This window comes from Alteriqipengyuania sp., from assembly GCF_964222115.1.
In the GTDB taxonomy this organism is placed as follows: Bacteria; Pseudomonadota; Alphaproteobacteria; order Sphingomonadales; family Sphingomonadaceae; genus Alteriqipengyuania.
In genome coordinates this window covers 20,704-35,697 of the sequence record NZ_CAXQBM010000082.1, presented here as the reverse complement: position 1 = coordinate 35,697, position 14,994 = coordinate 20,704, and the positions used below count along the sequence as shown (strand labels likewise).

Here is a 14,994-nt window from a genome sequence, read left to right as displayed (position 1 = left end):
CCCTCTATGTCGTTTGGCACCCATCATCATGCGATGTCCGTCAGCTCGCGCTGCTCGTCGCTGGTCACGTTTCGACGCAGGCGATCCCACCACTTTTTGCGCCACCTGCGCTCATCGTCCGATCGATTGAGCACGAGCCGCGCAATCGCAGGCAGGACGAAGAGCGTGAGCGCGGTCGCGGTAATCAACCCGCCGATCACGACTGTGGCGAGCGGACGCTGCACTTCCGCGCCAGTGCCGGTCGCAAGGGCCATAGGCACGAAGCCGAGCGAGGCCACCAACGCTGTCATCAGCACCGGTCGCAACCTCGCCAATGCGCCATCGGTGATCGCCTCATCGAGAGGCAGTCCCTTGTCGAGCCGCTGGCGTATCGCGGTCATCATCACGAGCCCGTTCAATACCGCGACACCCGATAGGGCGATGAAGCCCACGGCGGCGGACACCGAGAACGGCATCCCCCGTAAGGCAAGCGCGAAAACCCCGCCTGCCAGTGCCATCGGGATCGCACTGAAGACCGCGAGTGCCGGAACCCACCCGCCGAGCGCCATGTATAGGAGCAGCAACACCAGCGCGAAGCAGACCGGAACAACGAGAGCCAGCCTCGCCTGCGCGGCCTGGAGGTTCTGGTATTGTCCGCCCCATTCGATGAAGGATGCGGCCGGCAGTTCGACGCTTTCGGTGACGCCTGCTCGGGCCTCCTCGACGAACGACCCGAGGTCGCGTTCGCGCACGTTCGCCGACACGATCACCAGTCGGCGACCCTGCTCCCGGCGAACCTCGGCGAGACCATCGACCACCTGGAAATCCGCCAGCGTGCGAAGCGGGACCGTGACCCCGCTTTCGAGGACTATGGGCAGAGCGCCGAGCTGATCGAAATCGTCCCGGGTCGCATCGGCGAGCCGCACGACGACATCGAACCGGCGGTCACCCTCGAACACCAGGCCGGCGGGGCGGCCGCCCAGCGCGATGGCCACGGACTGCGCGACCTCCTCCACGGTCAGACCATAGCGGGCAATCGTCGGTCGATCGAAGGCGATGTCGAGCGTGGGGAAGCCGGTGACCTGCTGGACCTTGACGTCGGCAGCACCCTCGACGCCGCGAAGCACCCCGGCCACTTCTCCGGCTGACCGGGTCAGCGAAGTGAGGTCGTCTCCGTAGAGCTTGACCGCCACGTCGCCGCGGACACCCGCGATCAGCTCGTTGAAGCGCAGTTCGATGGGTTGGCTGAACTCGTAGAGGTTGCCGACCAGACCGTTGAGCGATTCTTCCATCTCGGCGACAAGTTCGTCCTTCGACAGGTCGGGATCGGGCCACTCCTCGCGCGGCTTCAGGATGACGTATGCATCGGACGCGTTCGGCGGCATCGGATCGCTCGCGACCTCGGCCGTGCCGGTGCGCGAGAAAACCAGTTCTACTTGTGGGAAGGTCTCGAGCCTGTCCTCCACCTGTCTCTGCATGGCGAGTGATCGTTCGAGCGAGGTCGACGGTATCCGCAGCGACTGAACCGCGATGTCGCGTTCATCCAGCTGCGGTGTGAACTCGCTGCCGAGGAAGGTGAACACGAAAGCCGCTACGGCGAAGAGCCCGGCGCCCGCACCGATCACCGGCCAGGGACGTGCGATGGCGCGGCGCACCGCCGGGCCATAGCGTTCCTTCGCCATCCGAACGGGCTTGACCTCCTTCTCGGTCAGCTTGCGATTGAGGAGCACCGCGATCATCGCCGGCACGAAGGTCAGGGACAGCACGAAGGCGGAGGCGAGTGCCAGCATGACCGTGATGGCCATGGGCGAGAACGTCTTGCCCTCGACCCCCGTGAAGGTGAGAAGCGGCGCGTAGACCAAGAGGATGATCGCCTGACCGTAGACGGTCGGCTTGATCATCTCCTGTGCAGCCAGCCGTGTCTCCGTCAGCCGTTCGCCGAGGCTGAGCAATCTGCCTTCGCGGTGCTGTCTGGCGGCGAGCCGCGCGACGCTGTTCTCGACGATGATAACGGCGCCATCGACGATAAGCCCGAAGTCCAGTGCCCCGAGGCTCATCAGGTTGCCCGAGACACCAAGCCTGTTCATTCCCACGGCGGCCATCAGCATGGATATCGGAATGACCAATGCTGCGATGATCGCAGCACGGATATTGCCGAGCATCAGGAACAAGACTGCGATCACCAGAAGCGCGCCCTCGACGAGATTCTTCTCGACCGTGGCGATGGTCGCATCGACGAGCGACGAGCGGTTGTAGACGATCTCGGCGACCACTCCGGCAGGGAGCGAGGCGCGGACTTCTTCCAGTCGCTCGGCCGAGGCGGCAGCCACGGTGCGGCTGTTCTCGCCGCTGCGCATGAGGACCGTGCCCACGACCGCTTCTTCTCCATTGAGCGAGGCAGCACCGGTTCTGAGGTCGCCGCCGATGCGAACCGAGGCGACATCCCCGATCCGGATCGGAACGCCCTCGCGGGTCGCGGCCACTGCCTGTTCGATGTCCTGTGTGCCCCCAAGTCGCGCATCGACGCGGACGAGCAGAGCCTCTCCGGCACGATCGACAAAATTGGCGCCTTCGGCGAGGTTCGCCGCTTCCAAGGCCTCGATCAGGGAGTCGAACGACAGGCCGTAGCCGGTGAGACGAGCAGGATCGGGCTGGACGAGGAACTGTTTCTCATAGCCGCCGATCGAGTCCACGCCCGCCACCCCGTCGATGGAGCGCATGAGCGGAGCAACGACCCAGTCCTGCACCGTGCGAAGATAAGCTGCCTTCGCGACCTCGGTGTCGAGGCGATCGCCGCGTTCGGTGATGAAGCTCCCGTCCGGCTGCCACCCTGTTCGACCAACCTTGGGCGCATCGCGACCTCCCGGATACTCGTATTCGATCGTATACATGAGCACTTCGCCCAGGCCGGTCGAGATCGGTCCCATCGTAGGCTCCGCTCCCTCCGGCAGCGACGCACCGATCGGGGCTAGCCGTTCGTTCACCTGTTGGCGCGCGAAGTAGATGTCAGTGCCTTCTTCGAAGATCGCAGTGACCTGGCTGAAGCCGTTACGCGAGATCGAGCGGGTCATCTCCAGCCCCTCGATCCCGGCAAGCCCGGTCTCGATAGGGAAGGTCACCTGCGTCTCCACCTGCGAGGGAGAGAGGGCAGACGCGCTGGTGTTGATCTGCACCTGCGTGTTGGTGATGTCCGGCACCGCATCGATCGGAAGGCGCAAAAGGTTCATGGCACCGTAGATGGCTGCGAAAACGGTGAGGACGATGACCGCCCAGCGGAACCGCACGGCGATGTCGAGGATGGCCCCGATCAAACCGTGGCGATGGCTGGCCGTATCGGTGTGGGTATCCACAGCGGGCTCGTTCTGAGTCTCAGTGACCATGAGTCGCGCCCTCCTTCCCGAGTTCGGCCTTGAGCAGGAAGGCATTGGCGACAGCTATCTGCCATCCCTCCTGAAGGCCCGAAAGGATCGTCACTTGACCAGCGGATCGTGTCCCGAGCTCCACGTCGCGAGCTTGGAAGCCGGTCTTCGTCCGGACGAAGACCACGTCGCGTCCTTCGACCACCTGGATAGCGTCTTCCGGCACCGCGATACGGTCGCGGTCGATTTCGCCCGAAGGCATGATCCGTGCCTGAAGGAAGGCACCCGGCTGAAGCCCCGGAACGCCGCGTGATAACGACAGGACCGCGGTCGCACTGCGGCTCTCCGGATCGAGCGACGGCGTCACCGAACGAACCCGGGCGCCGATTTCCCGACCGTCGCCGACCACCAGCACGGCCTCGTCACCAGGTTGGATACGAGAGGCTTCGGCTGAAGGCAGAGCCACCTCGATCTGGAGGCCATTGGGATCGACCACGCGGTAGAGTTCCTCGCCGGCATCGACGAAGGCCCCGAGCACAATCGGTGCCGCGGTGATCCTGCCAGCCAAGGGAGAGGTGACCGCCAGCGAACGCCCGTCGCCGCTGACGCCAGCTGCCGCCACCGCGGCCTGCGCCCGCTGAAGTTCCGAACGTGCTACGCTGAGATTGGCCCGCGCGGCTTCCAGATCCTGGCGGGCCGTGACGTTTGCTTCGAACAACCGCCGTTCGCGTTCGTAGGCGGCCGACAGCTCGCCCACCCGCGCACGCGCGGCACTGAGCTGCGAGGCGAGAGCCGCAGCGTCCGCGCTCTCAATGCGTGCTACGGTCTCGCCGCGCGCCACATAGTCGCCCAGCGTCTTGCCCACCGAGCGGACCACACCCGAAGCGCGGGCGTCGATGCGGGCGGTGGAAGTGGGGCTCGCCGCCACTGTCGCCGGGAAGACGAGCTCAACGGCGGCTCCAGACCGGACGGCGGCCAGCTGTATCCCGGCCTCTCGGATCTGCTCGTCGGTTAGAGCCACCACACCTTCGGGCATCTCGCCAGCGGCTTCGTCATGCGCATGGTCATCCGCCTCAGCGCCCGGCCAGAAGATCAGCACCAGGGCGGCGACCGCGATCACGATACCGACGATGATCACCAGCTTTCTGCGTGTCATTGATGTATCCTTCATTGTGCGGCCAGCCCCATCAGTTCGGATGCGGCCAGGCCCTTCTGTTCGCGGGCGGCGATGAGCGCCTCGCGGATCGTGTCGCGTGCCTCTGCGGCTGCGAGAACTTCGATCAGGGGAAACCGTCCGTTGCGATATCCGATGCGAACGAGGCGCAGCGCCTCCTCCGCCTGCGGGAGCGATGTCTGCGACAGGGTTTCGACGCGCGCTTCCGCACCAAGATACCTTGCCCGGGCCGTGGCGACCGCCTGCTCGTAATCCGCGAGAGCCACCGCTTCGCGGGCATTCGCTGCCCGCAACCGAGCTTCGGCAGCAGCGATGTTGCCTTGGTTCCGGTCCCGGAAAGGAAGCGGGATCGACACGCCGACGAGAAACGCGTTGTCGCCGCTTTCTCCGAAGCGCCGCACGCCCGCAGAGACCGTCGGATCGGGAATCCGCAGGCTCCGCTGCCGCTCGATCTCCGCCGCCGCAGCAGTGCTCTCGGCTCGCGCGACCCTGTAGGTGAGGCTTTCCTGCGCCTCGGACATCAGCGAAGCGGGCGGAAGGATATCCGGAAATTGCGCCGGAACGAGCGGCGCTTCACCGCCGGCCCATAGAGTTGCGAGCGCTGTTCGAGCCGACAGGCTCTCCGCCTCTGCCTCAACCAGGCTCGCGCGCGCTTCGGCAAGGGCCGCATCCGCCCTCAATGCGCGCAGAGGCGGTTCGCGGCCGACCTCAACAAGGACACCAGCAATGCGAGCCAGTTCCTCGTTTCGCGCCACGACATCTTCGGCAAGGTCGACCCGCGCAGCCGCTGCAGCAGCTGCGAGATATCGCTCGCGCACCAGCTGTCCCAGTTCGACCGTGGTAAGGTCGGCCCTGAGAGATGCCAGTTCGGCCTGGGCTTCGGCCGCACCGATCCGCGCAGATCGCTTGCCGCCGAGTTCGAGACGCTGGCCGACGGAGAGCGTATATTCGGTAGACTGGAGACCCGAGAATGCGCCGCTGCCGGCGACGTTCTCGACGTCGAACGAGATTTCGGGGTTGGGGCTCAGACGAGCCTGATCGACAAGCGCGACCGCCGCGTCTGTTTCAGCGCGGGGCCCCACGAGGCGGGGGTTGGTGATGGCGGTATCGGCCTCAGTGGCGACCCCGCTGAGTTCAAGGGCGTCGTCGAGCGTGACGACACGCGGGTCCTGCGCGCTGGCAGGTTCCGTGGACAGGGCGAGTATCAGCCCCCAGACGGGGGCTGCTCGCCACGACATGGCGAACATGAATGGGTATTCCTCTGCTGACGTTCAGTTAGCGTCGGAAAACAAGTCCGACGCGCGGCCAACGTCAGGCGCGAGGAGGTGGCGTTGCTAGTTCGGTGACATTGGAAGCGAACGAGAGCTGGTCACTGAAGTTTGGGACGCCCATGGCCGACCCCGAAGCAATGACGTCAGACGGCCGCCCAACAGCCTGCGAAGAATGATGGCAATGGCCATGAGCGCACGCACCGTGCTTCTCCGGTCCACTATCATCATTGCCGGGCGAGCCATGCTGCGCGAGCTGGGATGCTACCGGAGGCTCTCCTGCGCATTCGGCCGCTTCCGCCACCGGAGCCCACAGGACACCGAATGCGGTGCACAGCGTGATCAGCTGTAGCAAGAGGGAGCGGGCGAAGAGCCGGGTCACAGCGTGTCCGGTAGCATTGGCGGCTTGGCTGCGAAAGAACTATCTCTCGAAACGGAATGTGATTTCATAACAAAACCATCGATCTACTTCGAGCCACAAACATCTTGAGCTGGCGATTGACCAAGCACACGGATGATCTGCGGCTCTATTTCCATCCGAGCGAATGCGCTTACATTCGAACGACCACTGTTTCCTATTGGAAGTCTCCCGGTGATGTTGCCTATGGGGGCAAGGGAAAGCCTGAATATCTGACCGCGAACCTCGCGCCAATCACGCGTCCTCCATGCAAGCTGAAGCATGCGCCAATGTGAAATGCAGTGCGGCTTCAAACGTTCTTGGGCCACGATGTGGGCCCGCTCGAGATGGTGCCAGGCTTCCTCGAACTTCTTCTCCTCCATGGCCTTGGCCGCGCATCGGTATTCCTCTGCGAGGAATTCATCCCTGCTGGGAATTGCACCCCTATCCATGAGCTAGTTCCTCGCGTGCCTGGCCGAAGACTTCGACGCTGCCCCAGATCGCCAGCCCCGCCATGATCGCCGCCACAAGTAAATCGGGCCATGCCTGTCCTGTGCCGAACACCCCTAACGCCGCGCCCAGGACCGCAATGTTGCCGATCGCGTCATTGCGCGAGCAGATCCAGACGCATCGCATGTTGGAATCGCCCTCGCTGTAACGGAACAGCAACAGCGCGACGAATACGTTGGCCACCAACGCCAGCGTGCCGATCACGCCCATGGTCTGGGGCTCCGGGTTCGATCCAGCGACAAGGCCGTAGATTGCATAGCCGATCACCCATACGCCGAAAGCGAGCATGGTCGCGGCCTTCATCAGCGCGGCCTTGGCACGCCAGGAAAGCGCTAGGCCCGCAACTCCAAGGCTGATCGCATAGTTGGCCGCGTCGCCGAGGAAGTCGAGCGCGTCAGCTTGAAGAGCACGCGAGTCCGCTGCGACCCCAGCAACGATCTCCACTACGAACATCGCTGCGTTCGCGATCAGCGCGATCCAAAGTATCAGGCGCCAGCGTGGATTGTTGTGCGCAATGTCATTGAGTTCGGGTGTCTGGCAGCAGGACTTGCTCATGCCGCTCTCCTTGCAACGTTCGAGTCGCAGGAACATATGCACCTTGTAGCAACTACAAGGTCAAGCGATGCGTATCGGAGAACTGGCAAGGGCAACCGGCACGAAGGCGGCAACGATCCGCTACTACGAGCGCGAGGGTGTCCTGCCAGCGGCAGACCGGACCGAGAGCAATTACCGCGATTATTCCGACGAGCATTTGGCGACGCTCTCCTTCGTGCGTCGGGCGCGCGAGCTCGGGTTCAGCATGGCGCAGGTTCGCGAACTGCTCGCCCTGTCCGATCATGATGAAAAGCCGTGCCAAGACGTCGACCAGCTAGCTCAACAGCAACTGGCCGAAGTCGAGCGCAAGATTGCCGATCTCTCCGCGCTGCGCGACGAGCTGGGACAGATGTTACGGTCCTGTCAGGCGGACAAGATCGGTGAATGCCAAATCATCGGAAGCCTGGGGCGCCATAGCGTAGTGTAAGACTTCGATGGCCATCCGCTTGCTAGGTCACTGACGGCGAAAAGGGTCCGCCATCGCATCCTAGTGCCTCCTCGCCAGTCTGGTTGGTTGTCCTTGTAGAGGAGATATGGATTGCACCGCCCGCCAGATTTGCGGGGGGGGGGAAAACCAGCCGCGGCGACGACGTGGTTTCCGTTCCGCCCGACCGGCGACGCTTCGAGACCCAGCGCGGTTGCGATCATCGTGATGATCCCGAGAAGTGCCCCTGCGTCCCGCCAGAACAGCGATTCCCAATGTTGGTAACACGCTTCGTAGCGTCGACGATCACCGATGAATTGAAGTGTGATCCCGTGCTTCGAACTCAAAATCTCGTCTATCTCGTTCCGATTGAGCGAGATGGCGCTTTCGAAAGAGGAGGAGCTCCGAAGTTCGTGTGCTTCAGGATCGTATAATCCGCACCAAGACGAGCCGTCGACGGGCAGACAGGCGATGCCGAGCGAGTGGAGCCCCCCTGCGGACGGGGCCGCGCGGCTCTCCCACTCGCCGAACCTCGAATTACGGCTCCGTTCTCGAAGAAGCATTGCATGCCATAGAACAGAGGACAGTTCGTGCTCGCTGACAGAACCTCCCAGCGCGGAGCGGCGCCGAGCCAACACCTCGAAGAAACCGTCAGAACCGGTCAGGATCCGCCGGGTCAGGGGGATAGCGTGCTCGAACGCCGGCCAAGATCTCATCGGAGCTGCTACGCCCGCGATCGGTCGAGGCTCGTCAAAGATCCCCATACACGTTCGCGATCACTTCCGCGTTCTTGTAGCAGCCCCTGCAGTCGCCGCAGGCCAGGTCGCCCCTGTGACAGGAATGCGCCCATGCAAGGACGGATCGCGGAACCTTCGACTTTACGATCAGCTCTTCGGTGGACATCCCGATCGCGGGCGCTGTCACGTTAAGTCCTCCTTCTTGCCCGGACATCTACTCCGCCAGGCACACTTGTGCGCACCGCCCTACACGTCGGTCAATTCGTTTGCGGGAATGATCCTATCCCCGAAACCCATCTTTCGAGGCTCCCGCCCTCCGACTTGGCGCAAATCGTTTCATCGGGAATGCGCAACCTCTATCAATGGCAAGATCACTTTCAATCATGGGTAGCCTGTGAAGCCAACAAGCGGCGAGATGATCACAGCCGCTACTCCGCCTTAAATCGCTCCTTGAGATTATTCGCTCGCCAAATCGAAAAAGAACCGGGCGGTAAAAAGCTGATTGCGAACGTCCTACCCGGCTTTGTCCTCGGCGCCTCCAACGCAGCCGAACCCATCGGCGCTCACTACTCAATGGCCGCCGCGAAGAAACGCCTTCACTCCGACTACAACAGGATCAGGATGCTGTGCGACAAAGGTCTTATCAAGAATTCGGCTTTTGAGCGGAGCGATGGCACAGTGTCCCGGATGTTGCTTGATGCCGGGCGCGTAGATCAGATCGCTTACGACTTGGATCGAGCAGTGCATCATTGGGAGTTCTGGAAAGCCTTCCGCTTGCCATCCTATGCAATCGAGCAACTGATCTGTCTCGAAGTAATCGAAGGCATAACCGATCCGGCGATCGTGGCGTTGCGCAATGAAGCGATGATCCCAAGAGGCGAGCTCGATCAATTGACACACTCTATAAAAAGGCGCGCACGAAAAAGCTCACCTCCGTCGTCCGCCCAATCACTAAGAGTTCTCTCCCATGAGTTTGGCGGAAGGTTGAAGCCATGGGGCGTGATCTGGAAAGCTCTTATCAACGGGGACTTGCCATTCTGGACCAGGCGTGAGGGCAGTTCGACACAACACATCCTTGTGCAGCCGGAGGCCTGGGCAAACTTCAGAGCGATGCCGTTCGACAAGCGCTCCTTCCCGGATTTCCCCTTCAAGACCTTCATGAACAACTGTGACTTGAGTGAGATCCTCAATCTCCAGCCCAAGGAAACCATCGCGATAAGGCAGGCTGGCTTGATTGAACCGAGAGTCTACAAACTCACCCTGAGATACGAGGTCGAAGATGTCCTCCATCTAGCGGTTCGCTACGTTTCGACGACCGAACTCATGCGACGCTCCGGGCAGACCAAGAAGATTGTGATCCAAAGGCTCGAAGACGGAGGTGTAGAATCCTCGTCTTGTCTCTGGGAGCGCGCCGCAGCGGAAGCTGCCGTTCTGCCGTCCTGAAAGGCCTAGGATTAGACTGGAAAAATCAGGTTTTTTATCGCCTTATGCAATTTTAAGCCTGTAACAGTGTAGGGCCTGCTTCCACGGTATTAGCTCACGGGGGAGCAACCGGCCGTTTTCGGACCGGTGGTGGCATCCGGGTTGCGCAGCGCCAGCCAATTCGCCGGTCAAGACGCTGGGCAGAATGTCACTCTTTGCATTTGCCCGACTTCTTCTTCTTACCCTTCTTCTTGCCTTTGCCTTTGCCTTCGCACTCGGCCTCATCCTCCTCATCGCCTGAGGAACCGCCCCCTCCACCAGAGGTGCCAACGCGCGAACTGCCACCGCCTGAGGTTGAGGTTGAGCTGAACTGCCACCGTTGCTCCCGCCAGAGCTGGCGTTGTCGCCACCCGAGCTCGCATTGCTCGGCCCCGAGCCGCCCTTGTCATCACCGCTCGATTTCTTGCTGCTCGATTCCTTACTGCTGGAACCGCCACTGCTGGAGCTGCTGCTGGATTTGGAGCTGCTCCCGCCCGAGCTCGAGCCGGTGCTGCTGGAACCGCCGCCGGATGTGCCGCCGGTCGAACCGCCATTGCTGGCGCCACCAGTGCTGGAGGCGCTCGAGGTCTGGGAAAAGCGATCGCTGGTCGATGTGAAACTTGCCGAGGTTTCCGTACCCAGAGAATTCAGAACGACCAGCGAACCGGAAGCCAGCAGCGCTAGGAGGAGCACATACTCGACCACTCCTGCGCCTTTCTCGTCGTGCCACAATTCTCGCAAGGCGTTTGCCATCAATCCCTCCGAATTGAGGGTCCTTCGTGCCATGCAGCAATGAAAGAAATGATAAGCGGCTATCCAAGGCTTTCGCAAATACGGTGATTGTAATCGGTGATTGCGCTATCTGTATTCATTCTATCTGCCAGAATGCACTCATATTATTGCACTCTTTCGGCTTTGCTCGACCTGACACTTGCTCCGGCAATGCGTTGGAAATTTTGGCAACACACGGTGTCGTTGGTCATTCCTACGAAGATATAGGCCAGCGCGGAGCGACGCTGCCGGACGCTTCAGGCACCCGTTTACGAGTACCGACGGGCGGCCCCGCTCATAGAGGCAGGTCGGCAGTCGGCAGACTACCGCACCCCTTCGCCGCGAATCCATGCTTAGCGATCATATGAGGATGAAAGCCACTTGCCCCGGCAGTGCCGGGTGGGCGGCGTCAGGCGAGCGCGAGAGTTGCCGGCTCACCGGATGGATTCCGTCACAGCAGCTCGATTCATGCGGGGAGGTAGCCATGAAACACACGGCGATAGGGTTGGCATTGGCGGCACTGGTGGCCATTCCGGGGGCCGCGTCGGCACAAACGGATACGCAGGCGCAGATTGCGGAAACAACTCTCTCGGACGAGAAGCTCGCCCGCATTCAGCACTTCCTCAATGCGGCGGTAGAGGAAAGCCGAACCGGCGCTGCAATTGCGATGATCGCGCAGGGCGGCGAGATCCGCTGGATCGGTACCGCAGGCGAGTTGCGACCGGGTGAACCGATGCGCGGCGATGCAATCGTCCCGCTTGCCTCTATCGGGAAGATGTTCACCGCGAGCGCGGCGATGATCCTGTACGAACGGGGGCAAATCGACCTCGATGATCCGGTCAGCAAGTATATCCCGGAATTTGCCGACCTGCGTATCGAGGCAAGCGACGCCGCTGGCACAGCAAGCAGCACCCCGATCCAGGGCGAGGTAACCATTCGCCACTTGCTCACGCATACTGGCGGCCTGCATGTGAGCGGCAATGATTACTGGCCGGTCTTCTTCGGCCATGTCGGGCAGACGACCACCACCGACTTCGCGCGCGCGCTGGCGGCGATGCCGATGCAGTCACAGCCCGGGGCGCACTACGATTACGGCAATACCGGCGGCCATTACGAGGTGCTTGGTGCGGTTATCGAACAGGCGAGCGGGCAGACCCTGGAGCAGTTCCTTGATGAAAACCTGTTCGGCCCGCTCGGCATGGAGGATAGCTATTTCTACCTGCCGGACGAGAAGCTGGCACGCAGGCCAGTGCTTTACCCGGTCAGCAATGGCGAAATCGTTGCAGAACAGGCGATGACCCAGCCGTACCCGAGGTCCACTTATTTCTTCGGCGGGGGCGGCGTGGAATCGACCCCTGCCGACCTGAACCGTTTTGCAAGCATGCTGCACGGGCGCGGCGCGCTTGGCGAGACGCGAATCCTGCAGGCAAAAACCGTGCAACTGATGATGCAGGATCACCTTGGCGCACTTTCCACTTTGGGAGATGGCTGGAGCTGGGGCTTTGGCGGGGCCGTTCGTTATACAGATGCGAGCCGCGGTACGGGTGTGCCCGAGCAATATGGGTGGAGCGGCGGCGGCTACGCCCGGCTATGGATCGATCCGCGCCGGGACCTCACAGCCTATGTCGCCTTTCCCCTCGTTGCGCCGGGCAACCCCCAACTACTCGAGGAATTCAGCCAACTGGTCTATTCGCAGGCGCCCTCCGAGTAGGAAGGAAGGGCCGAGCAACGGTGATGGGCGCGGCATCATGCCCGCCCATTTTCCTACTCGTGTGCAAGCTGCAATAGTGCTGCCATGCGCCCTGCCTTTGCCTCCTGTAATGTGCCAGTGTTCGGATCGGTTCGCGGGGAGGCAGGTTTTCCTGCTTTAGACACTGTGTCAGGTGTGTCAGGGGCAGAGCAAACTTGGGAGAAGATGGATGAGCGACAAGCAATTCGACATCGTGATCTACGGCGCGACCGGGTATACCGGCCGCCTCGTCGCTGAGCATTTCCTGCGCGAATATGGCGACAAGCCCGATGCTCCCACCTGGGCGATGGCGGGCCGCAATCCGGACAAGCTGGCCGAGGTGAAGCGCGAAATCGGCGCTCCCGATAGCACCCCCACCATCGTCGCGGACGCGGCGGACAAGGTCAGCCTCGATCGGATGTGCGAGCAGGCGAAAGTCGTCATCACCACGGTCGGCCCGTACCAGCTCTATGGCGAACCGCTGCTCGCCGCCTGCGCGAAGAGCGGAACGCATTATGCCGACCTGTGCGGAGAGCCTGCGTGGATGCGGCAGATGATCGACAAGTATCACGAGGATGCGAAGGCCAGCGGGGCGCGGATCAGCTTCTCCTCGGGCTTCGATTCCATCCCCTTCGATCTCGGCGTGCTGATGCTCCAGAAGGAAGCGCAGGAGCGCTTCGGCGCGCCGTGCAAGACCGTACGTGGGCGTGTGCGAGCGATGAAGGGGACGTTCTCGGGCGGCACCGCAGCGAGCCTGACCGAGAGCATGAAGGCGATGGCGCGCGACCCCTCGCTCATCACGATCATGCGCAGCCCCTTCGGCCTCACGCCCGGCTTCGAGGGGCCGGGCCAGCCCAATGGCATGGTCCCCAAGTACGAGAGCGATCTGGGCAAGTGGGCCGCGCCCTTCGTGATGGCGCCGATCAACACCAAGAACGTGCACCGCACCAACTTCCTGCGCGGGCACCCCTGGGGAGAGGATTTCCGCTATGACGAGATGGTGCTGACCAGCCCGGGCGAGGCGGGCAAGGCGGCGGCCAATGCCGCGGCAGAGATGATGAAGAACCCCTTCGGCGCAAAACCGCCCAAGCCGGGCGAGGGGCCGACGCCCGAAGAACGCGAGAACGGGTATTACGATGTGCTGTTTGTGGGCGAGACGGCGGCAGGCGAGACGCTGCGCTACGCAGTCAAGGGCCGCTACGATCCGGGCTATGGCTCGACCAGCCGGATGATCGGGGAGACGGGCATCGCGCTGCTGGAGAGCGACGCGCCGGGTGGCATTGGCACGCCCGGTTCGATCCTTGGCGAAGCGCTGGTGGCCCGGCTACGCGAACATGCCGAACTGACTTTCGGGGTGGAGGACTGAGCGGACGCCTAGGCCGGGCAGGGAATGCGCGTGGCGACCAGCTTGAAGGTCGGCTGCCATTCGCCAGCCTCGTCCTTCGCATAAGTGATCCGCTGCCAGCTATCGGGGCCGAGCCGTTCGAAGGTGGCGCGGAAGTTCGCCCGCTCGGGATAGACCTGCCGCATGGTCAGCTTGCCATCGACCATCCCGGCGCGCAGGTCCTGTACCTGTCGCCCGCCGGTCGCAATCCACATCATGTCCCACTCGCCGTCTTCGGGATCCCACATGCGGATGTTGACCCCGCGCCCGCCATCGGGATCGAGACCCGGATCGGGATCGTACCACTCGTCCGCGATTGCCATGCCGCCAAGGATATAGCGCCCGTTCCAGCGCGGAGCCGGTCCGGGGCGCGGCGGGGTCCACGCGCCATTGCGCCACGCATGCGCGGTGATCGCATAATCGCCGATCAGGAAATCGAACTGCGCCAGTTCCTCCGGCGCATCGGGATGCGGGCTTCCGTAGTCGCAGCCCGGCGGTGCGATGTCGGCCTCCTGGGCCGCCACCGGCGATGCGATCGCCAGAAGTGCCAGCAGGGTCGTGCGCATGATCGTTCTCCCCATCGTTTCACACAATGTTGCAGGCCCCGCTCCGATGTATAGCAATTCTCGACGAGCGGCCCATGCGCACCCATCAAGCGTGTCGATAGCTATGGTATGGGGAGCAAACCGGCGCGCTGCACATTGGTATGACAGGCGCAGCTATGGGGAGACTGCAGATGGCATTCCTGGCTTCGGTATTGGGGCGAATGCTTATCGCCGCCATTTTCATCGTTTCGGGTATCACCAAGGTGATGCATGTGTCGGCCACGGCCGATTTTATCGAAAGATCGACCGACCTGCCCGCGTCAATCGCCCTGCCTGTCGGGATTTTCGAGGTCGTGTTCGGCGTATTCCTGGCCATCGGCTTCATGACCCGCATCACCAGCATTCTGCTCTTTATCTTCACGCTGGGGACGATTTTCTTCTTCCACCACACGGTAGGCGACGCGCAGGCAGTGCAGATCGCGCTCAGGAATCTCGCGATTGCGGGCGGCTTGCTGATGACTTTCGCCTATGGCCAGGCGAGCGGATCGGTGGACGTATGGCGCGAGCGGGATCGCGCGCGCAGGGCCGAACTGCGCTCCGCCAAGGCACGCGCCCGCGCTGCCGTAACCGCATCCGGCGATTGATCGGAGGAGCGACAGGGT

12 protein-coding genes are annotated in these 14,994 nt (G+C 62.5%); 6 read left to right on the top strand and 6 right to left on the bottom strand.

Features of this window, described 5'->3' with window-relative positions; translation table 11 throughout:
- Positions 1-26 precede the first annotated feature (26 nt).
- From ACEQXE_RS13185 to ACEQXE_RS13165, 5 genes are all read right to left on the bottom strand, one after another.
- Entirely contained in the window at positions 27-3,290 is a 3,264-nt protein-coding gene (locus tag ACEQXE_RS13185; RefSeq protein ID WP_370180112.1) for an efflux RND transporter permease subunit, read from the bottom strand.
- 58 nt (positions 3,291-3,348) lie between these two features.
- Positions 3,349-4,494, bottom strand: a complete 1,146-nt coding sequence (locus ACEQXE_RS13180) for an efflux RND transporter periplasmic adaptor subunit (protein WP_370179974.1) — start codon at positions 4,492-4,494, stop codon at positions 3,349-3,351.
- A gap of 11 nt (positions 4,495-4,505) precedes the next feature.
- Positions 4,506-5,759: a TolC family protein gene (locus ACEQXE_RS13175; RefSeq protein WP_370179973.1), complete on the bottom strand. Its 1,254-nt coding sequence runs from the start codon at positions 5,757-5,759 to the stop codon at positions 4,506-4,508.
- A 486-nt stretch (positions 5,760-6,245) separates the two neighbouring features.
- Entirely contained in the window at positions 6,246-6,629 is a 384-nt protein-coding gene (locus tag ACEQXE_RS13170; RefSeq protein ID WP_370179971.1) for a DUF3703 domain-containing protein, read from the bottom strand.
- Positions 6,622-7,242, bottom strand: coding sequence for a cation transporter (locus ACEQXE_RS13165; protein WP_370179969.1), 621 nt, complete (start codon positions 7,240-7,242; stop codon positions 6,622-6,624). Before ACEQXE_RS13165 ends, ACEQXE_RS13170 begins: the two co-directional genes overlap by 8 nt.
- Before the next feature lie 67 nt (positions 7,243-7,309).
- On the opposite strand from ACEQXE_RS13165, the gene ACEQXE_RS13160 reads away from it, so the two are divergent.
- The 5 genes from ACEQXE_RS13160 (at position 7,310) to ACEQXE_RS13140 (ending at position 13,769) form a co-directional block, all read left to right on the top strand.
- Positions 7,310-7,708, top strand: coding sequence for a helix-turn-helix domain-containing protein (locus ACEQXE_RS13160; RefSeq protein WP_370179967.1), 399 nt, complete (start codon positions 7,310-7,312; stop codon positions 7,706-7,708).
- A gap of 1,079 nt (positions 7,709-8,787) precedes the next feature.
- Positions 8,788-9,885, top strand: coding sequence for a hypothetical protein (locus tag ACEQXE_RS13155; protein ID WP_370179966.1), 1,098 nt, complete (start codon positions 8,788-8,790; stop codon positions 9,883-9,885).
- Between the two features lie 379 nt (positions 9,886-10,264).
- Complete coding sequence (locus ACEQXE_RS13150; RefSeq protein WP_370179964.1) at positions 10,265-10,699, top strand: hypothetical protein; 435 nt, start codon at positions 10,265-10,267, stop codon at positions 10,697-10,699.
- 459 nt (positions 10,700-11,158) lie between these two features.
- A complete protein-coding gene (locus tag ACEQXE_RS13145; protein WP_370179963.1) occupies positions 11,159-12,385 on the top strand; it encodes a serine hydrolase domain-containing protein in 1,227 nt (408 codons plus the stop codon).
- A gap of 208 nt (positions 12,386-12,593) precedes the next feature.
- On the top strand, positions 12,594-13,769 hold the full coding sequence (locus tag ACEQXE_RS13140) for a trans-acting enoyl reductase family protein (RefSeq protein ID WP_370179962.1): 1,176 nt from the start codon (positions 12,594-12,596) through the stop codon (positions 13,767-13,769).
- 8 nt (positions 13,770-13,777) lie between these two features.
- Here the strand turns inward: ACEQXE_RS13140 and ACEQXE_RS13135 are convergent, their stop codons facing one another.
- A complete protein-coding gene (locus tag ACEQXE_RS13135) occupies positions 13,778-14,353 on the bottom strand; it encodes a hypothetical protein (RefSeq protein WP_370179960.1) in 576 nt (191 codons plus the stop codon).
- Positions 14,354-14,523: 170 nt separating this feature from the next.
- On the opposite strand from ACEQXE_RS13135, the gene ACEQXE_RS13130 reads away from it, so the two are divergent.
- Positions 14,524-14,976, top strand: coding sequence for a DoxX family protein (locus ACEQXE_RS13130; protein ID WP_370179959.1), 453 nt, complete (start codon positions 14,524-14,526; stop codon positions 14,974-14,976).
- Positions 14,977-14,994: the final 18 nt, after the last annotated feature.